Below are 20192 nucleotides of genomic sequence, written 5' to 3'. Positions count from 1 at the left end.
ATTGAAGCCTATTTTAGTTTTGGTTTATGCAACTGATTCATCGCTTTTTGCAAGCCATCTTTTATCAACAGAGGCAATATATCACAAGCATAAAAAATTGCTTCATCAAATATTTGTTGATCTTGTGTGTTTGGACGACCCAGCACATAATTGGTCACTTGTTCTTTACGCCCAGGATGACCAATCCCCATTCGTATCCGTAAAAATTCTTTCGAACTAAAAGCCGCCGCAATATCTCGCAGACCATTATGACCGCCATGACCGCCCCCTTTTTTCAAACGAACCTCTCCTGGCGGCAGATCCAGCTCATCATGCACAACTAAAATACGCTCTAAAGGGATTTTATAAAAGCAGGAGAGCGCCAAAACTGACTGGCCACTTCGATTCATAAATGTTGCAGGCTTAAGCAGCCAGATGGTACGACCACCCACAGAAATTTTACACACAGAGCCGAAGAATTTTTTTTCAGACTTAAAGTCGACGTAATGTAAGTGCGCCAGTGCATCAACACACCAAAAACCAATGTTGTGGCGCGTTTTTTCATAGTCTGAGCCCGGATTTCCAAGCCCGACAATCAGGTCAATATCCAAAATAAACCCAAAATTTATACACAAAAGAAAACGGCGGGAAACTTTTCAGTTGCCCGCCGTCACACAAAACAGTGTATTTACTTCTTTTCTTCGCTGTCAGAATCATCAGACTCTGCCGCAGGTTCTGCCGGTGTTTCATCTTCTTCGTCGTTTAATACACCACGCGCTTTATGAATCGCTACAACGGACTGATCATGGCTCTCACCACGTACCAGTTCAGTCAATTCGACACCCTTTGGCAATTTGATATCAGACAGATGCAGTGATGAGTCAATGTCAAGATCTGCAATATCCAACTCTAAATACTCAGGCAAATTCTTAGGTAAGCAAGTCACTTCAACGTCAACAGATAAACGAGAAACCGTGCCACCCGCTTTAACACCAATAGCGCTTTCTTCATTCAACAAGTGTAAAGGTATATGCATATGCAGTTTTTTCTTTGTATCAATGCGTAGCAAGTCCATATGCAGTAAAACCTGTTTAAAAGGATGGCGCTGCAATGCTTTCACTACAACTTTTTCTTTTTTCCCATCCACATCAAGCGCGATGACATTAGAGTAAAAAGTCTCTTCGTTAGACATATGCCAAACTTTATCATGATCAAAGGTAAGCGAGACAGGCTCCTGACCCGCACCGTAAACTACACCGGGGAATGCACCGGCATGACGCAAACGTCTAGCGGTTCCAGTCCCTGTACCTTCACGAAGCTCAGCGTTAAGTACAAAATTTTCGCTCATTACTTTATCTCCAAAAATATAACGATCTTAATCCAAATAGAGTGAACTGACCGACTCTTCCGCACTGATTCGGCGAATGGCTTCAGCCAACATGGCGGCAATACTCAATTGACGAATTTTGCCACAAGCTGCCGCCTCAGCACTTAATGGAATAGTGTCACACACAACCAGCTCATCCAATTGAGAGCGACTGATGTTATCCACTGCCGACCCAGATAATACAGGGTGAGTACAATATGCTTTCACCTTTGCAGCGCCTTCAGATTTCAGCGCATCAGCCGCCAAGCATAACGTACCTGCGGTATCAACCAAATCATCAATTAATATACAGACCCGACCTTTCACATCACCAATAATATTCATTATTTTGGCTTCATTGCTACGAGGGCGACGCTTATCAATGATTGCCAAGTCAGCATCATCCACCAGCTTTGCCACAGCACGTGCACGCACAACGCCGCCCACATCAGGTGAAACAATCATCAACGCAGAGCCCTTTTCACGCCAAATATCGCCCACCAATATAGGCGATGCGTAGATATTATCAACAGGGATATCATAAAACCCCTGTATTTGATCAGAGTGCAGATCAATGGTTAATACTCGATCAACCCCGACTCCCACCAACATATTCGCAACAACTTTAGCTGAAATTGGAACTCGCACAGAACGAGGGCGACGATCCTGACGCGAATAGCCCATGTAAGGGGTAACCGCAGTAATACGCCTTGCTGAAGCGCGACGCAACGCATCAACCATGACCATCAATTCCATCAGATTATCATTGGTCGGCGCACAAGTGGATTGTACGACAAATACGTCCCGCCCCCTGACATTCTCCAAAAGTTCCGCTTTGATTTCACCATCACTGAAGCGTTCAATAGAAGCCAGGCCCAAGGGAATACCAAGATAATCAGCAATATCACTTGCCAGTTCTGGCACAGCATTACCAGAAAAAACCATCATATTATTTTCAGACATCGCCCGCTCCAGAAAGCTGACAAAGCATTTGGGCGCTCATATCGGGTATCAACATAACGTGGCCTGAGGGCATAAGTTCTAAACTAAAATTCAATATAAAACAAAAAAGGGCACCGATTTAAAGGTGCCCTGAAAACTGGCTGGGGTACCAGGATTCGAACCTGGGAATGCAAGGATCAAAACCTTGTGCCTTACCGCTTGGCGATACCCCAATAACTTTGAAGCTATCCATATGATGTAACTACATCAGCTCACCCCTGAATAGTTCCCATTTATAGCCTCTATCAACGGAGATTTATTTCTCCCTCTTCCCACAAACCCTTTCCATTTATCAGGGAGCAGATTTAATACGCGACAAGCTTCATTTTCACTATTAAACGCTGCAAATATGCAGGCACCGGTTCCACTCATACGAGCGTTTGAAAACTGATTCAACCAATCCAGTGCAACAGCAACTTCAGGGTAACGCTCGAAAACAACCGTTTCACACACATTTACCCCTTCACCAGCGAAGAAGTGCCGCATTGTGATCGGATTTGAATCTCTTGTCAATTGCGAAGATGAAAAAATTTCAGCTGTCGAAATTTGACAATCAGGCGCCACAACAAGGAACCAAGGTTCAGCCAATTCGATCGGCTGAAGGTTTTCCCCAACCCCTTCAGCCCACGCGGCTGCGCCATGCACAAACACTGGAACATCTGCCCCCAACTGCAAACCTAACGTAGCAAGCTCATCTTTTGGTAAACCCAAGCCCCACAAGTAGTTGAGTGCGATTAAAGTCGTCGCGGCATCAGAGCTCCCCCCCCCCAAACCACCCCCTATGGGTAATTTTTTATCAATACTGATATTCACGCCACAATGATCACACTCGGCTTTCGCTTTTAATAAACGCGCAGCACGAACCATCAGGTTATTCTCTGCCGATACTCCGGGCAACGGTGTAATACAACGAATCTCACCATTTTTTGTTATATCAAAATGAATCAAGTCACAATAATCAATAAACTGAAAAACTGTTTGAAGTAGATGGTAGCCATCTTCCCGGCGGCCCGTAATATGCAAAAAAAGATTGATTTTAGCAGGAGCTGGCCAAGACTCGGGCGTGTGATTCATTAATTAATCTTCCAGCGATTGATCACCATACGTACTTCATAAGGCTTGCGGCTCAAGTATATTTTACTGGGAAGATCAACATGATTCACAGTCGAATAACGCTTGAATACGATATCCCACCCCCCCTGTTTAAGACTTTTCAAACGCCCCTTTTCATCCATTTGGTAGCTAGCATCGCCCCCGGGAGCAAAGGCACCTTTCACCCAATAGCGAAAATGATCGACTGGTATTTGCCACCCTATACCCTGAGCAATCAACTCACCAATATTTTTTACCTGAATTGTTTTTTGTTTTGGCAGGTCAACAGAGACTCCTTGCTCATCTCCCCAAGCGTGCATCACTTGCCGACCCAGTGGCCCTGATAAGCGCAGATCAAATCTGTTTTGATGCTGATGCCATAACAAGGAAGCACTCCCATTTTGCTTTCCACCTTTTATTGCAATACGCCCATTAAATTCCCACAATCCCAGCAATGCCAATTGCTTTTGATGCATCAAGCCAAGAGACTCATTATCAACATCTAAATGCGGCGCAGGCGGCATAACAGTGCAACCACCCAAGAAAAGTACGACAAACAAAAATAGAATATTCAAAACAAAATTATTGCGCAGAAAAGCGCTCAACAACTCCTAATAAAGCTTTATGTCCAGGTGCATCTTTTAGTGCCCGATCCCAAATATCTTTTGCCCCTTCATAATCACCGATCACCCATAACACTTCACCTAAGTGTGCCGCGACCTCAGCATCTTTTCCTAAATTGTAGGCACGATTCAAATACTCAATAGCCTTGGCATATTCACCTCGACGATAATATAACCACCCCACACTATCAATAATATAATAACTTTGCGGATCCAGCGCTAAAGCCCGTAACAAATATCCTTCCGCTTTATCAATATCTCCACCGTGCTCCACCAAAGCATAACCCAGCGCATTCAATGCATTTGTACTTTTTGGATCGGAAGCAATTATTGCCTCCAAATCCTGCTTCATCTGCTCGTTATGTCCAATCGCTTCCGCCACCATTGCGCGGGCATACAGTAGCTCATGATTACCAGGTAACTTCTGGAGCCCCCGACTATACACCTCAATCGCCTCTTCAAATTGCCGGGCATCACGCAACAACTCTCCCTGAGCAATAAAAACACGCTCGACCTCGACAACACCCTCAGGCTCTATTGATTCAAGATAACCTCTTGCAACATTCAAGTCTCCAAGCTTGGCTGTGTTATAAGCCAAACGAATTTGCGCATCAAAATAAGCACCTTCCAAATTAACTGAAGAATAAAATTCAATTGCTTCCGCATATGTACCTTCAAGCTCTGCAAGCCAACCTAAATAGTAGTTTGCTTCATTATTGAACCCCCCTATATCCAGCAATCGCTGCATATAAGTTTGAGCCAATGCCCAGCGGGAATCATTAAATGCCAACACCCCTAGAGAAAAAATGGCATCACCATCCATCGGCGATTGAGATTCAACTATTTTAAACTGGACAAAGGCCTCCTCCTCGCGCCCTGAAGCCTCCAGTAACTGTGCATACCATTGACGTAACGTCACATCAGCTGGATGTTGATCAATTGCATGCGCCAAATGGTCAATAGCAATACCACCATCACCACGAGCCTGTAATATCTGAATTTGCAATAGTAAAGCATCAACTCTATCAGGCATCAAACTCCGTGCATAAGTTACCGAAGACAGCGCTTCATCAAACTCGCCGACCCTTAGTGCCAACTGACTTAACGCCACCAAGGCATTAACATTATCAGGGTAGTCAGCCACCACTTTCTGCATGACAAACAGGGCATCGTGCCCTCCTAACTCTCCCAAAATTTCGGCCACACCAAAAAAACCGAGCGCATTGCCATCAACATCTATAGATAAAGTCTGCTCAAGCTGCTCTTGCACCAACTTGAGCTGCCCCTTTCGCATGTAAAATAGCGCTAAAAAATATCGAGCCTTCACGCTCTCAGGTTCAAGGCTCACCCAATATTGAGCCATTTGCAAACCTGCGTCTTGCCGATCCGCATTGAGTGCCATATAACACGCACGCTCTACCAGCGCGGGATCGCGACTCCCCAATGCAGCCGAAAGATACCCATCAACAGCCTGTTGAAATTGCCCTCGCTGATAGGCTGTTTCCGCTAACAACACTTGATAAATCTTTTTTTCGTATCGTGTCGGCACCACATCACTTTGCGATGCATGTGCATCCAAAAGAACGACTGACTTTTCATCCCCACGATGAGGCGTAGACACACAACCCAGCATCAAAAGCAGAGTAAAAACTAAAAAAAACTGACTACAAACTTTCATTCCCATCCCCATTAACCCTAGTTCATGGTTTTCACTTTACAGCATTACTTCGTCAATCAACCTCTGCTATACTGCTCAGAATTTATTGCTTTATTCATTTAGGTAAAGCCCCATTTAATCACTGATTCAAGGTTATGAGTTGTGCCTTTACTTGCCCTTGGCGTTAATCACAAAACAGCCCCTGTTGACATTCGAGAACGGGTGGCATTCCCTCCCGAACATGTGCCCTCAGCTTTACGGGAATTGACAACTCACTCCGAAATCAGTGAAGCCGTTATTGTCTCCACCTGCAACCGCACGGAAATTGTTTGTTGTTACGATTCCGCTAAGACAGATATTATTATCGACTGGTTCAGTCATTACCATAATATCAAACCTGACGAGATAGCGCCGCATCTATACACACACCCGAACCAATATGCTGTGCAACATTTGCTACGCGTCAGTTGCGGCCTGGATTCACTTGTCTTGGGTGAACCACAGATATTAGGACAAGTGAAAGCAGCCTATACAACCGCAGTTCAAAGTGGCTCAATTGGAACACTGCTCGGACGACTATTCCAACACACCTTCTCTGTTGCAAAACAGGTACGCAGTGATACTGCCATCGGCTCCAGCCCTGTGTCTGTTGCCTTTGCCGCCGTTAATCTGGCCAAACAGATATTCTCCGGATTTGAAAAGCATACCGCACTATTGATTGGTGCGGGTGAAACAATTGAACTTACAGCACGCCATTTAAATGAAAACGGCATTGGCAGAATCATTGTTGCCAACCGAACGGTCGAGCGTGCACGTAATTTAGCCGAACAATTTAATGGTTATGCTATCACATTGGCTGAAATTCCAGCGCACCTTGCTGAAGCAGATATCGTAATTTCATCCACCGCCAGCCAACTTCCAATTTTAGGTAAAGGAGCGGTTGAACGTGCAATCAAGGTTCGAAAGCATCGCCCCATATTAATGGTCGATATCGCCGTGCCACGTGATATCGAGCCTGAAGTCGGGAAGCTGGATGACGTTTACTTATATACAGTTGATGACCTTCAAGACATTATCGAAGAAGGGTTAAAATCACGCCAGGAAGCCGCAAAACAAGCCGAAGAAATTATCGCCACTGAAGTGAGCCACTTTATGGGTTGGCTGCGCTCACTGGATGCAGTCGCAACAATACGTTCCTACCGAGAGTCAGCCGATCAGCTCAAAGAGATCGAATTAGCAAAAGCGCTGCGCCTAATACAAAAAGGGGAAAATCCTGAAAAAGTATTACAAAACAGCTTGCGCACCCTGACTAACAAACTTATTCACCCTGCCAGCACATCAATGCGCCAAGCCGGTTTTGATGGCCGCCCTGAACTACTGCAAGCCGCACGGGAACTGCTAGACATCAAAGAACAGGACATCTAATGCCCCTAAAATCCTCAATCACTGAAAAGCTGGATACTCTTGTCGATCGTCTGGACGAAATCAACGCCCTGCTTTCTGACCCAGAGACGATTGCAGATCAAAACAAGTTTCGTGCACTATCACAAGAGCATGCGCAAATTACACCCACAGTTAACTGCTTTCTAAAATACCAATCAGCCAGTGAAGATATTGATGCCGCCACAGAGATGCTCACCGACGATGATGCTGAGATGCGTAAAATGGCCTCTGATGAACTCAAACTAGCTAAAGAGTTGCAAGAAACTTTGTCGCTTGATCTACAAAAAATGCTGCTACCCAAAGACCCACACGATAATAGCAATATTTTTCTGGAAATTCGCGCCGGTACCGGCGGTGATGAAGCGGCTCTTTTTGCAGGCGACCTGTTCCGCATGTACAGTCGATATACTGAAACACAAAAATGGCAACTTGAGATTATCAGTTGCAGCGAAGGCGAGCACGGTGGTTACAAAGAGATCATTTCACGCATCATCGGAGCAGGCGCATACTCACGACTTAAATTTGAATCGGGTGCACATCGAGTACAACGCGTCCCTAGCACAGAGTCACAAGGTCGAGTCCACACCTCAGCCTGCACCGTCGCAGTGATGCCCGAAGCAGATGAGCTTGATGAAATTACGATCAACCCAGCCGATCTACGTGTAGACACCTTTAGAGCTTCAGGTGCAGGTGGTCAACATGTCAATAAAACAGACTCGGCGATCCGCTTAACACACCTACCGACAGGCACTGTTGTCGAGTGCCAGGACGAACGCTCACAACACAAAAATCGTGCTCGTGCCATGTCTCTGCTCTCAGCCAGGCTACTATCTGCACAGCAAGAAAAACTTGATGCCGAACAAGCGGAAACTCGCCGCAACTTAGTGGGCAGTGGTGATCGCTCTGAGCGAATTCGTACTTACAATTTCCCACAAGGCCGCATCACTGACCATCGAATCAACCTAACACTCTATAAGCTGGATGAAATTATTTCAGGCAATTTAAATCAGGTCATTGACCCATTAGTCAATGAATACCAAGCAGATCAGCTTGCCGCATTAGGCGAATAAAATTCTCAAATGAAAAAGCATTTTACGGCGCTTCAAAAACACCTGGAACAACACATCATCGGCCAGACCAGACTGCTGGAACGGCTGATGATCACTGCACTTACTGGTGGGCATATTTTAATAGAAGGCCCACCAGGGCTCGCTAAAACAACAGCGGTTCGCACCCTTGCTCACAGCATGGATCTACATTTCCAGCGCATCCAATTCACACCCGACATGATTCCAGGTGACATCACTGGCAGTGAAATTTTTGTTCCACAAGAGGGTCACTTCCAATTTATCAAAGGGCCAATATTTAATGAAATTATTTTAGCCGATGAAATAAATCGTGCGCCCCCTAAAGTACAATCTGCACTACTGGAAGCAATGGAAGAGCAACAGGTGACTGTCAGCGGAACCACCCGCGAATTATCTCCAGTCTTTATGGTCATGGCCACGCAAAACCCGATTGAACAAGAAGGCACTTACCCACTTCCTGAAGCACAACTTGATCGTTTTCTAATGAAGTTTGAACTCACCTACCCCGCAGCGGATCATGAGTTAACAATTTTACAGCAACACAGCCGACAACTACGCGAGCCAGCAACAATTATAATAGAAGCCAGCCTGACACCTGATCAGCTTTTAAAAGCACGTAGTGAAGTGAATGCTATTTATATTGATGAAATGCTGGAGCGCTATATTGTCACACTGGTCAATGCGACACGGTCGCCAAAAAAATGGAGTGATAACGCTGCACTATGGATTGAACGTGGTGCATCTCCAAGAGCCACGCTCGCACTGGCACACGCCAGCCGTGCACGCGCTTATCTGCACGATCGTGACTTTGTAGAACCAGCTGATATTATTGACTTGGCTTACGATATACTCAATCACCGCATCGCTCTCAGCTTTACAGCACGCGCTGAAGGTATCAGCTACCGTCGCGCGATTGAAAATTTGATAGAAAAAGTACCTATACCATAAAACTCACATATCGTTATTCTGTGTATATTACCAAATCAATTGCCAAACAGCCGTTTAAAAAATGACTTTCTTTCAGACTTAATTACTGGCCTTATTACTTCATCCCTTACTATTTCACCTTCTGAAACAATCTCCGGCTCAATATTTTTGATGATTAAATTTTCTATAAAATCATCATAAGTCGTATCTTCAGCATCAAAAAATCCGTTTAAAAATTTTTCCGCAGCCTCCATACCTTGCACATTTTCTAGCTCTCGTAATTTCTTATAGAGTGGAATGACAGTTTCAATGGCTTTTCTTGGTGCAGCTTTTCTAAATGCTTTATAGCCTACAATATGACCACTTTTATCTTCCTTCACAATAAAGTCTGTCATGACCCAGTAATACCGGCCTGTTTTGGCTAGATTTTTTACTATTGCAATGATATTTTGTTTATTCTGAAGGCGCTCCCACATCAGTTTAAAAATAACTCTCGGCATATCCGGATGCCTGACTATATTATGAGGAGCACCCGCCAACTCATACTCTTCATACCCAGAAACTTCAACAAAGTCTTCATTACAGTACTCAATAACACCCAAGGCATCTGTGATACTTAATAAAACTTTATCTTCACTAATTATTATCTCTCGATCAACGGGCGTTGGCTTTCCTAACCCTAGGTTTTTTTTACGAGACCCATTTTCATGAATACCCCAAGATTTTTCATCTGAATTTTCTAAAATTTGCATTTTTCCCCCTTACAAAGGTTTTTTTATTCTATTTCCAGGAGCTTATCCAAGAATGGAAGTCGTAGCGATTAGCTTGCTAAATATGAGAACCAGCTCACGATTTATCATTTGCAACATGATAATATTACAGCATCCTGCCACAGAACAAAAAAATAAATAACGGCAAGAATATAGCAGAAAAAACCCACCTGAACAATACTGAATAACACGTACTACATCAACAAAAACCACCACAAAGTCACTAACCACAGTACAAAACAACCCGCTGCAATACCCTGCCACACGAGCACAGGATTACGCTGAAGTAGTGGCTGAAAATTAGCGCCATCAACTCCCCTCTTAGGTGTTTTAAAATCGTATAAAAACTCTGAAAGCAAGCTATAACGATCTGCAGGGTTTGGAGCGACTGCCTTTTTAAGCGCAACATCGACCCATACAGGAATATCAGCGCGCCACTTACGTGCCGGAATATATTTCATATCGCTATAACTACGCAGCGTGAAACTCTCAATATTTTTTTCTTTGTACGGCAAGTGACCCGTTAACATCTCATAAACAATAACACCTAATGAAAAAATATCAGACCGATTCGTTCCCTGCTCATTCTTCATATATTCAGGTGCAGTATAGTTGAGCGTTCCCATCGGATGATCTGGATTAATCACTGAAGCAATTTCTGTAATTCCTGCTACTTTGGTTGAGCCAAAATCAATAATTTTTACTTGGCCTGAAGTATCAATCATGATGTTATCTGGCTTCAAATCCTGATGCACCATATCCTGACGATGAAAAGCACGCAACGCCTGAACGATCTGCTCAACGATCGACCGAACTTCAGACAACGCCGGAGCATTATTTTCTTTGATCCAGTCTTGAAGATTTTGCCCTTCAATATATTCAGTTTTAAAATAGAGACACGTTCTGTGCCGCCCTGAGATATAAGGCTTCATCACTCCGGGATGATTAACCCGCGCGCCCACCCACTGCTCTTGAATAAAACCATTCAAATAGGTGGGATCATCCTCATAGTTAACTGAAGGTGTTTTTAAAACGATTTTAGTTTGATTTGCAGTATCTTCAGCTAAATAAACCTGCCCTCTGGCACTCTCCGCGATAATTTTTAAAATTTTAAAACCATCAATAATCATTCCTGGCTGTAAGTCAGGCGGAAATGGCAATTTTGTTAATTTTTGAAAAACTTCTTCCTCTGTCTCCTCCGGCAAACTTTCCACTTCAAGAATGAGTGCAGTGACATTATCGGGTGTTTCACTTTCCAGCGCTTTTTCTACAATTTTTTGTGCCCGCTCAGCGACAGGAGTCGCTTCTGATACGATTCTACATATTAAATCATGGTCAACAAAATCATGAATCCCATCTGTAGTCAGAAGAAAAACATCTTTAACCCGCAGATCAATTCCACGACAATCCACCTCAAGATGATTATCCACACCCAAAGCGCGACTCAAATAGGTGCGACCTCCGCCCATATCTGCCATGTGATCGCGTGTTAATTGCTCCAATTCACCGTCACGCAAACGATAGATGCGAGAATCACCAATATGAAACAGATAAGCCTGTGTCGATTTGAATACGATGGATGAAAAAGTCGTCACTAACCCTTTCATCGTACTGCTTTCATCTTGCCCTTGACGAAACAACCACGAATTCAATGCCACAAGTATTTTTTGTGCTGACTTTTTAACCGTCCAGCTATCGGGTGTGCTGTAATAATCTTCAATAAAATTTTTAACGCTGGTGCGTGCAGCCTCACCCCCATAATCACTACTGCTCACGCCATCAGCAATCACCCCAACAACACCCTTAAAGCGCAATACATCACCCTCTGGATGACAATAATTAAAATCATCCTGATTTTCATCTTTAGGGCCAATATCGCTATACCCTGCTATTTTTATTTTTAATTCTGAAGCCACGGACTACAACCTCCTTAAACTAAATAATTAATGAATTACGATGCAAACACTAAAAGCAATCAGATTATTGAACTGTACCATTCAACAATGTACAATTAAACCTCTCAGCGAACATGAGCCTACAACCATGCAGATAGTCACCGTACAACAAGCCCGAAAAGATATTAGCAGACTCCTTGATGCTGTTGCAGCAGGAGAGAAAGTCACGATTATGCGCCGAGGAAAGCCCGCAGCAGAACTGGTTAGTGTATCCTCTTCTGACGGTGCTAGAGTCAAGTTCCCACCAAGGGATGAGTTTCGCCATAATTTACCTAAAGCATGTATAACCTCGGCTCAACTGATTCGAGATTTAAGGGATGAGAAAAATTGACTCCCTACTATATCGATACAAGCTCTATTCTTCCTTATTACAGAGATGAAACTCATAGCCAATTAGTTCAGGATTTTCTGCTATCGCTTTCAGCTCCAGTGGTCATTAGCCACCTTACGGAAGTGGAGTTTGCCTCAGCCCTGTCTCGGCTGGTTCGCATAAGTGAAATAGATGATGCTCAGGCTGGATTAATTGAGGAAACCTTTTATGCGGACATCAAGTCAGGACTATTCAGGCGTGTTTCCTTTACTGTATCCAATTTTCATCAAGCGATAAAATGGCTTTCCCTGAGAAATACCGCACTACGGACTCTGGATGCCCTGCATCTTGCCGTCAGTTACAAAGGCGGATTCCAGATGGTGACCTGCGATGACATACTGGCAAAATCTGCTAATAAACTAAAAGTTCCTCACCAATACTTATTGAATAATCTCTGATCAAGCCCAATTATTTATCTACATCAATCATTTGAACTGTACCATCAGGCATCGTCTCCACCATCTGCCCCTTTGGCTCCTCAAGAAAAAGCATGACTAAACAAAAAACAACAGCGGCAACAATACCAATAAACAGGAAGAACTGATCATAATCCACTAACGAATTAACTGTCAGAAACATCACTGCGCCTACATTACCAAAAGCACCCACCATACCCGCAATTTGCCCCGTCATACGACGTTGTATCAACGGCACCATTGCATACACAGCGCCTGAACCCGCTTTAGAAAAAATACCAGCAATAATAGTAATACCCACCACCATCCATACAGGCCAGCTTTTTTCCACCAACCCAAGAACCAGAAAACTCGTAGTGATACCAGCAAAAACAATAATCAGAGTCAACTTACGTCCGATCTTGTCACTGACCCAACCACCACCAGGGCGCGCAAATAAATTAATAAAAGGATAGGTACCCGCCAGCAGAGCCGCCATCACATTTGGAATGTCAAACCAGGAGACATAAAACATAGCCAGCATAGAGACCACAGCAAGCTCAGTACCAAAAGTGACCAAGTAAGCCCAATCCAGAATCGCGACCTGCTTAAATTTATAGCGATGCAATTCAGGCACAGGTTTTTTCAATACATGGCTATTAATTTGCCAAATTTTCCAAACCTGAATCAGGTAAACAACCACCAGTGAAGCGTAAATAAAGTAGGTCATCGCACCATCAATCAATCCCATATTTTCAGGAGAGAGCTTCCAGGTTAAAACTGCCAAAGCCAGAAACAGTGGAAGATTCATCAGGATATAAAGCACTAAGTCACCTGAGCTGGTCACTTCCATAGCGCCCGTTTTCTTAGGCTTGAAATAAGTGGATCCCTTTGGAGTATTACTGACTATGAAATAGTACACCACACCATAGATAATCGCTGCAATACTTGCAAAAGTAATAGCATAACGCCAACCATTCACATCACCCATACTGATGGCAATAAAAGGCAACGTAATGGCTGCACCGGCAGAACCAAAGTTACCCCAGCCACCATAGATACCTTGAGCCAGACCGGTCTGCCTTGCAGGAAACCACTCACCGATCATGCGAATTCCTACAACAAAACCTGCACCGATAAAACCACAAAGAAAACGTAGTAAAGCTAACTGTTCATAGCTATTCGCCCAAGCAAAAGCAATACTGATCAAGCCACCCAGCACAAGAATACTGGTATACATAATGCGTGGGCCCAATTTATCAACCAACATCCCCACCACAATACGTGCAGGAATGGTCATCGCCACATTAAGAATTAATAGAACCTTGGCTTGCTGATCAGTCAAACCCAGCGCATCTTTTATAAAAGGCATCATCGGCCCCAGCCCCAGCCAGACGACAAAGGTCATAAAAAAAGCAAACCAGGTGTAGTGCAGAATTCGAATATTTTCTTTGTTTAAAGCAAAAACATTAAACCTACTATTTTCCATCATTAGAGTTACAGACGCTCTCAGTTAATTAACAACAATGGGTATTATACAAAAACTGTGCCAGATACTTTTTTCCATTGATTGCAAAGATTTTTTTAATTTAACTTGTTATTTAATAGAGAGAATGCTGCAAAATGCAGCGCTGCATGCACTGAAACAGGTCAAACATAAACTTGTGACAGCAATCTGCACTTGACAACTCGCCAATTTCAAGAACAATACGCTGCTTGCAAACCCTAGGCGACACAGGAAGTTAAAACATGGCTTTAAAACTGTTAACAACAACTCTTATTGTAATATGCACCCTATCGTTGCAGACAACTTTACAGGCGGCTATCCCGATTAACGATACCTTTTTTAATGTCATCGGCGATGTTCGAACGGGGTACTACGCCATCCACCGTGATGATCGTGACAACAGCAACTCAAGCAAACATGAGTGGCGGCTACGGTTGCGGCCCGGCGTGCAAGCCAACATCAATGATTCGTTCACCGCCCGATTACGTTTTGCCGGTCGTTATACCAGTCTGGAAGGAAAAAATGATGCTCACTCCAAGCTCTATTCAGGCATCACACCGGGTAAAGATGGCCTGAAAATGGGACAGTCAACGCTGGATGAAGCTTGGATCAACTACAATCAAGATCGCTGGAGTCTGCGTGCGGGTCGCATGCAAACCAAGTTTGAATTGACCGGAGTGGCAAAAAAATCACTGGATCGTAATAACAGCCCTAACACCGATATCGCCTGGACTGATGGCCTTTATTTTAAACACAAAGGCTCAAATGGCTGGACTACTCACGCGATTGCACAATACAACCCATCGAGTGGCGCGACTGAAGTCCGCCGCCTACCACTCAACTTTACGGACAGCAGCAGTCGAGTGAGTTATTTTCTCGCTTATGAAAAACTAGATAAAAAAGCCACCATTGTGCAGCAAGGGCTAGACATCACCTATCTACCCTCAGCTCTTCAAACAGATGGTGCAAACTCTGGTTCAATTGATGACTACCTCGCCTTTGTTGGCCGCATGGCTGCACAGTGGCCTGTGGGAGACAATGGTATGAAATTTTTACTTGGTGGTGAACTGGGCTATGCCCCGAACACACCCACACTAAGCGCGCAAAAACTTGGCACTTCCGGTGATACCGGCGGCACAGCAACACAACTGACGTTCAATTTCATTGATATTGTACCGAATCATAGTTTGGGTATCGTATTGGCAAAAGCAGAAGGCGGATGGCTGTTATCACCTGACTTCAAAAGCAATCAGAACCTGATTGAAACCCGTTATCGCTGGAATCTGGATAAGCGACAGCGCATTGAAGTACGGTTGCGCTATCGCACCGATATCAAACAACGTACTGATAAATCTGAAAAGCGGGTCGACCGTGACCTCTATGCCCGCTATACCTTGAAGTTCTAGGAACTATCAGAAAAATTCATAGGAGCGGTGACCCGCTCCTACTTAGGCACACACATCTAAACCAAGTTTAGAAACCCACTTGAAACTGTGCCAAGAAGACATTATCTGTGTAGCCCTTACCCGTTGCATAACCGTTGTAGGTCTTTTTGTCGCCAGAAGCCACGACATAGTTTAGCTGGATACGAGCATTTTGCTTCTTCTCAGCCAAAAAGATATTCCAGCCAATGTAAGTATTACCTAAGCGGGTATCATCAGCGCCCTCAGACTTACTATTAGCAGAATAGTGACGGATCACAGCTTCATTCATCTTATCAATGGTGTAACCCGCATGTATATATCCAACACTTTCATCGCTACCTTTCTTGCCCTTTACATTACTACCCGTAATATACTCAGCTTTGAAAGTCATGGCCCCTGTTTTGTAGGAACCCGCAACACCCGTCACGGTATAATCTTCATCAGTAGAGTCAGAATTTTGAGTACTCGAACCATAAGAGAGTTCAAAATGTAAACTTTCATCCATGTCATACGTCACTCGGCCAGCGTAAGCCATAGCATCACCCGCATCACCAAAATCAACTGCATAAGAACGACCAGTGGGATTAAAAACACCTAAATCATAACCGAAACCACTCAGGCTTCGACCACTCAACATCAGACCCGCAGCACGTTCCAATACAAGGCCTGCCTCCATTCCACGCTTGGTAATATCAAGTTTTTTGCCTGCGACATTGAAATCCATACCAATAGGCGTTTTAAAAACACCCGCACTGATTTTAGCCGCTTTGCTGAGTTTATAACCGACAACTGCATCCTTAATGATCTCTGGTACACCAATTTTTGTTGCATCCTTATCGTAACCAGAATTATCAGTCTTATTAAAGTCCAGTTGCAACTTACCCCATGCCTTGTCTCGTTTAATTTTATAACCAATACGAATACTATCAGCGCCAAAACGCAGCCCATCAGCCTTATCATTATCAACTGCTCCTTTACCTACAGCAGCAGTAATCTGAGAATAACCGAAAAATTTAGCTTCAGCTTTGGCGGCGCTAGCAGGCATCGGCACAGCGACAGCAGCAGCGACGGCGAGGGTAATCAGGCTCTTATTCACGATATAACTCTCCGAATTATTATTGCTAAAAAAAGCCATACTTAAATAGCATGACGAATGCATTTATAACAGCAATGACTGGGAATGCAACTATTTCTTATAAAAATCATCAGGATTCTAAATTGATCGAAACCTTCATGCATACCACCCACCCCCCTGAAATTTTGATAAACTTCACGTTTTTAATGCGCACCACCAAATTAACTTAAGGTTTTCCTTCAAGATCAACTTGCTAGTGACCTGCAAAATCATAAGTACCCAAACAACAAGGTTTAGCAAAAAATCTGATTGTATTTTCGATAACCGCCAAAATGCAGTGTTGCACTAAAACAGGTCAAACTTCAGGATTCTTAATATTCTTGTAATATTTCGTTAGTAATATTGCAATGTGTAAACTATCCAATACCACAAAGGAGATACCTTCGGGCATTTAACTATATGAATATACATACAAAAAAAACTCTACCCATTACAGCTGCTATTGTGATTGCTTTTGGCTCCTCTTCCGTATTAGCTGAAGGCCCAATTGATGGCAAAATTTATGGAAAAATCAACCTTTCTGTGATCAATATTGATGACGGCACCGATAAAGCCTGGGAGATTGCAAATGCTAGCTCTCGTTTAGGGTTTAAAGGTAACACTGAAATCAAGGAAAACCTGAATGTCATTTATAAACTGGAATATGGTATATACCCAGATGATACAGCGAAAGATAATACCCCTTTTACTCAACGTAATGCGTATGTTGGCCTGAAAGGCGTAGCTGGAAAAATTATTTTAGGTCGTCATGACACACCGTTCAAAACGTCTCAAGGCAAAATTGACATGTTTAATAATTTAAAGAACGGTGACTTAAAAAATATATTAAGTGGTGAAGTGCGAGCAAAAAACGCCATTATGTATACATCACCAAGTTTTGAAGGCGCATCTATCACAGCACTTCTACAACCAGGCGAAAAAGCTGGCACGGATAAAGAAGATGGTATTGCTGATGGCAAATCCGTGTCCCTTAATTATAAACGTGATGCCATGTATTTTGCTGTTGCAATGGATGATGCCATTAAAGATAAAGACGCTGTTCGTGCAACAGCACTTTACAAAGGAAAAGGCTTTGGTGCTGGCGCTCTATGGCAACAATCAGAACCTTCAGATGGATCCAAAGATGCGGAAGATGCTTTTGTTATCAGCGGCTACTACAAAATGGATACATTCAAATTTAAAGCGCAATACGCCACCTCTGATGAAACCAGAAAAGGCAATACACAAATAGCTTTCGGTGTTGATTATGAATTAAGCAAAATGACAAAAACATTTGCTTATTATTCAGCCATTGAAGATGATGCAAAGAAAGAGACAAACGTTTTTGGCCTAGGCATTGAGCATAATTTCTAAAACTAGAACTCATTCAAAAGCCGGACCTTTTCGTCCGGCTTTTTTATCATCTAGATAAATTCACCGAAAACTAACCGTAAAGTGCCGCATGAGTGCTCGGTGACTTTAACGCAGCATCAATCTTACCTATCATCTCATCCCAACTCGCCCGTTCATGCTGAACAGACTGGCATGTCATCTCATGAATACCAATACCTGTTTCTGCTGCTCTTACATAGTCTAGACTATCCTTAAAATTAGCCGCGACAGGAATACTCATATCATCAAGGAATGCTTCAAGCTTATGAAATGTATTGGCGTGTTGATGAACACGATTTCCTACAAAAAAAACGGGGGTTTTATTGCGGCGTAACCGCGTTGCAAATATAAGCTCCCGAACAAAACGAGCCGTTGCAGCCATATCAATGGAAGAAGGCAATACCGGGATAATCACGGCATTAATATTTTTGACGTGAGCGGACAGCTCATGTGCTTTAATTCCCCCAGGCATATCTAGCACAATACGCTGAGTATCAAGCGGCACCTTAAGCTTCCAGGCTTGCGTGCTGCTTTGAGCTGTGCGAGTTCGATACCCCACAACTCCATAAATATCAGGCATATCAACAGACCGTTGACGAAGCCATTCTGTACTTGACCCTTGAGGATCATAATCAAATAACGCGGTATTGAGTCCCTTCGACGCGTAATAACTTGCCAAGTTCGTTGCGATGGTTGTTTTACCGCATCCGCCCTTGGAGTTCATTACAATAATTCTTTGCATAATAACCCGGCAGCTTTAGATTACTTGAACTTTCATAGTCGAAACCACACTAAGAATGAAGGGATATTACATAAATTGCAAGTTCATATTTTCTTTAATAAAATTTCACCTTCAAAACTAATAAAGGTTTGAGTTAGAATTAAATAATGCTTATTAATATTGAACCACCCGCACGCAATATTCCCAAGTTTGCTCTATTTAGTTTAGGCTTCCGTCCATTTTTTCTGGGGGCTGCTGCATTTTCTATTTTAGCCATGACGGTATGGCTGGGAGTCTACCTACTGGGCTGGAACCTTGGGCTTGCCGGTTTACCCGCAACCACCTGGCATGCCCATGAAATGATTTATGGTTATAGCCTTGCCGTCATTGCAGGTTTTTTACTGACAGCGGTTAAAAACTGGACAGGCATTCAAACCCTGCAAGGCTATCAGCTAGCGGGGCTTTTTACACTCTGGGCAGTCACTCGAATTTTAGCTTTAACCCAAACACCCATTGAGATTATTGCTGTGCTAGACTGCCTGTTTTTATTGGTTTTAATTGTCGCACTCACTTATCCCATCATCAAAGCCAATAGTCGCAAGCAACTAGGCATTATCGCCAAACTTATTCTGATACTTTTAAGCAATATTCTTTTTTATCTTGGCAATGCTGGAGTGATTGAAAATGGTGTACAACAAGGTTTGTTATCCGGCCTCTACCTTGTTATTGGTCTGATTCTCATGTTAGGTCGGCGAGTGATTCCATTTTTCATTGAAAAAGGAGTGGATGACCCTGCTCAAATTAAAAATTGGCAATGGCTGGATGTTTCAAGCCTAGTGCTATTTTTTATATTCTGGATCACTGCCAGTTTTACCGCACTCGACACCATCACTGCTTTACTTGCTACCACTTTATTTGTGCTACATAGCATTAGGCTATGGGGATGGTACACCGTTGGAATCTGGAAAAAACCACTGCTCTGGATTCTTTATATCGCCTATATATTTCTTATTTTTGGTTTTTTATTAACCGCATTAGCTCTGTTTTTAGATTTAACGGCCAGCATTACGATACACGCATTTGCGATGGGAGGAATTGGCATGATGACGATGGGCATGATGGCTCGCGTCTCATTGGGCCATACAGGCAGAAATATTGCTGAGCCACCCAAGCTATTAGTTCCGAGCTTATTGCTATTGCTCACAGGGTCAATCGTCAGAGTTATCTTTCCGCTATTATTTTCTGATCACTACACAATATGGATCGGCATATCACAAGTATTATGGATCAGTTCATTTGCTCTATTTTTCTTGATCTATCTGCCGGTTTTGGTCATGCGACGCGTAGATGGACGCTTGGGATAGGAA

General features: G+C 43.4%; 19 protein-coding genes and 1 tRNA gene. 8 read left to right on the top strand and 12 right to left on the bottom strand.

The genetic code is table 11. The annotated features are described in order from the left end of the window. Nucleotides 1–8: 8 nt before the first annotated feature. The 7 genes from pth to L3J70_02635 all read right to left on the bottom strand — a co-directional run bounded on the left by pth (nucleotide 9) and on the right by L3J70_02635 (nucleotide 5740). Nucleotides 9–593: an aminoacyl-tRNA hydrolase gene (gene pth, locus L3J70_02665; protein ID MCF6235274.1), complete on the bottom strand. Its 585-nt coding sequence runs from the start codon at nucleotides 591–593 to the stop codon at nucleotides 9–11. A 74-nt stretch (nucleotides 594–667) separates the two neighbouring features. Beyond that, entirely contained in the window at nucleotides 668–1327 is a 660-nt protein-coding gene (locus tag L3J70_02660) for a 50S ribosomal protein L25/general stress protein Ctc (protein MCF6235273.1), read from the bottom strand. A gap of 27 nt (nucleotides 1328–1354) precedes the next feature. Beyond that, entirely contained in the window at nucleotides 1355–2308 is a 954-nt protein-coding gene (locus L3J70_02655) for a ribose-phosphate pyrophosphokinase (protein ID MCF6235272.1), read from the bottom strand. A gap of 137 nt (nucleotides 2309–2445) precedes the next feature. Then, nucleotides 2446–2520 (bottom strand) — tRNA-Gln (locus tag L3J70_02650). 34 nt (nucleotides 2521–2554) lie between these two features. Further along, nucleotides 2555–3421 carry a 4-(cytidine 5'-diphospho)-2-C-methyl-D-erythritol kinase gene (ispE, locus tag L3J70_02645; GenBank protein ID MCF6235271.1) on the bottom strand — a complete coding sequence of 289 codons (867 nt, stop codon included), beginning with the start codon at nucleotides 3419–3421 and terminating at the stop codon, nucleotides 2555–2557. Beyond that, complete coding sequence (gene lolB / locus L3J70_02640) at nucleotides 3421–4044, bottom strand: lipoprotein insertase outer membrane protein LolB (GenBank protein ID MCF6235270.1); 624 nt, start codon at nucleotides 4042–4044, stop codon at nucleotides 3421–3423. The genes ispE and lolB overlap by 1 nt, the downstream gene beginning before the upstream one ends. After that, nucleotides 4022–5740 (bottom strand): tetratricopeptide repeat protein, encoded by a 1719-nt coding sequence (locus L3J70_02635; GenBank protein ID MCF6235269.1) that lies wholly within the window; start codon nucleotides 5738–5740, stop codon nucleotides 4022–4024. Before L3J70_02635 ends, lolB begins: the two co-directional genes overlap by 23 nt. 141 nt (nucleotides 5741–5881) lie before the next feature. Here L3J70_02635 and hemA point away from each other — a divergent pair, with 141 nt between their 5' ends. From hemA to L3J70_02620, 3 genes are read left to right on the top strand one after another with little or no spacing between them, the layout of a single operon-like run. Then, complete coding sequence (gene hemA, locus L3J70_02630; protein MCF6235268.1) at nucleotides 5882–7144, top strand: glutamyl-tRNA reductase; 1263 nt, start codon at nucleotides 5882–5884, stop codon at nucleotides 7142–7144. Next, complete coding sequence (prfA, locus tag L3J70_02625; protein ID MCF6235267.1) at nucleotides 7144–8232, top strand: peptide chain release factor 1; 1089 nt, start codon at nucleotides 7144–7146, stop codon at nucleotides 8230–8232. Before hemA ends, prfA begins: the two co-directional genes overlap by 1 nt. A gap of 9 nt (nucleotides 8233–8241) precedes the next feature. After that, entirely contained in the window at nucleotides 8242–9198 is a 957-nt protein-coding gene (locus L3J70_02620; protein MCF6235266.1) for a MoxR family ATPase, read from the top strand. Between the two features lie 35 nt (nucleotides 9199–9233). Here the strand turns inward: L3J70_02620 and L3J70_02615 are convergent, their stop codons facing one another. After that, nucleotides 9234–9929: a PAS domain-containing protein gene (locus L3J70_02615; protein MCF6235265.1), complete on the bottom strand. Its 696-nt coding sequence runs from the start codon at nucleotides 9927–9929 to the stop codon at nucleotides 9234–9236. A 212-nt stretch (nucleotides 9930–10141) separates the two neighbouring features. Continuing rightward, on the bottom strand, nucleotides 10142–11863 hold the full coding sequence (locus tag L3J70_02610) for a bifunctional protein-serine/threonine kinase/phosphatase (protein ID MCF6235264.1): 1722 nt from the start codon (nucleotides 11861–11863) through the stop codon (nucleotides 10142–10144). 40 nt (nucleotides 11864–11903) lie between these two features. On the opposite strand from L3J70_02610, the gene L3J70_02605 reads away from it, so the two are divergent. Beyond that, complete coding sequence (locus L3J70_02605) at nucleotides 11904–12233, top strand: type II toxin-antitoxin system Phd/YefM family antitoxin (GenBank protein MCF6235263.1); 330 nt, start codon at nucleotides 11904–11906, stop codon at nucleotides 12231–12233. Further along, complete coding sequence (locus L3J70_02600; GenBank protein MCF6235262.1) at nucleotides 12230–12670, top strand: type II toxin-antitoxin system VapC family toxin; 441 nt, start codon at nucleotides 12230–12232, stop codon at nucleotides 12668–12670. The genes L3J70_02605 and L3J70_02600 overlap by 4 nt, the downstream gene beginning before the upstream one ends. 10 nt (nucleotides 12671–12680) lie before the next feature. Here the strand turns inward: L3J70_02600 and L3J70_02595 are convergent, their stop codons facing one another. Further along, on the bottom strand, nucleotides 12681–14156 hold the full coding sequence (locus L3J70_02595; protein MCF6235261.1) for an MFS transporter: 1476 nt from the start codon (nucleotides 14154–14156) through the stop codon (nucleotides 12681–12683). Between the two features lie 260 nt (nucleotides 14157–14416). Here L3J70_02595 and L3J70_02590 point away from each other — a divergent pair, with 260 nt between their 5' ends. Then, entirely contained in the window at nucleotides 14417–15580 is a 1164-nt protein-coding gene (locus L3J70_02590) for an OprO/OprP family phosphate-selective porin (GenBank protein ID MCF6235260.1), read from the top strand. Between the two features lie 67 nt (nucleotides 15581–15647). Here the strand turns inward: L3J70_02590 and L3J70_02585 are convergent, their stop codons facing one another. Then, nucleotides 15648–16694: an OprO/OprP family phosphate-selective porin gene (locus L3J70_02585; GenBank protein MCF6235259.1), complete on the bottom strand. Its 1047-nt coding sequence runs from the start codon at nucleotides 16692–16694 to the stop codon at nucleotides 15648–15650. Between the two features lie 438 nt (nucleotides 16695–17132). On the opposite strand from L3J70_02585, the gene L3J70_02580 reads away from it, so the two are divergent. Beyond that, nucleotides 17133–18086 carry a porin gene (locus L3J70_02580; GenBank protein ID MCF6235258.1) on the top strand — a complete coding sequence of 318 codons (954 nt, stop codon included), beginning with the start codon at nucleotides 17133–17135 and terminating at the stop codon, nucleotides 18084–18086. Between the two features lie 70 nt (nucleotides 18087–18156). Here the strand turns inward: L3J70_02580 and L3J70_02575 are convergent, their stop codons facing one another. Beyond that, nucleotides 18157–18846 carry an AAA family ATPase gene (locus L3J70_02575; GenBank protein ID MCF6235257.1) on the bottom strand — a complete coding sequence of 230 codons (690 nt, stop codon included), beginning with the start codon at nucleotides 18844–18846 and terminating at the stop codon, nucleotides 18157–18159. Between the two features lie 146 nt (nucleotides 18847–18992). Between L3J70_02575 and L3J70_02570 the strand changes: the two genes are divergently transcribed. Next, nucleotides 18993–20189: an NnrS family protein gene (locus L3J70_02570; protein ID MCF6235256.1), complete on the top strand. Its 1197-nt coding sequence runs from the start codon at nucleotides 18993–18995 to the stop codon at nucleotides 20187–20189. Nucleotides 20190–20192: the final 3 nt, after the last annotated feature.

The organism is Gammaproteobacteria bacterium, from assembly GCA_021648145.1.
Taxonomy (GTDB): Bacteria; Pseudomonadota; Gammaproteobacteria; order JAADGQ01; family JAADGQ01; genus S141-38.
Note: the sequence above shows the minus strand (reverse complement) of the source record. Positions and strands in the feature narration are given on the sequence as shown.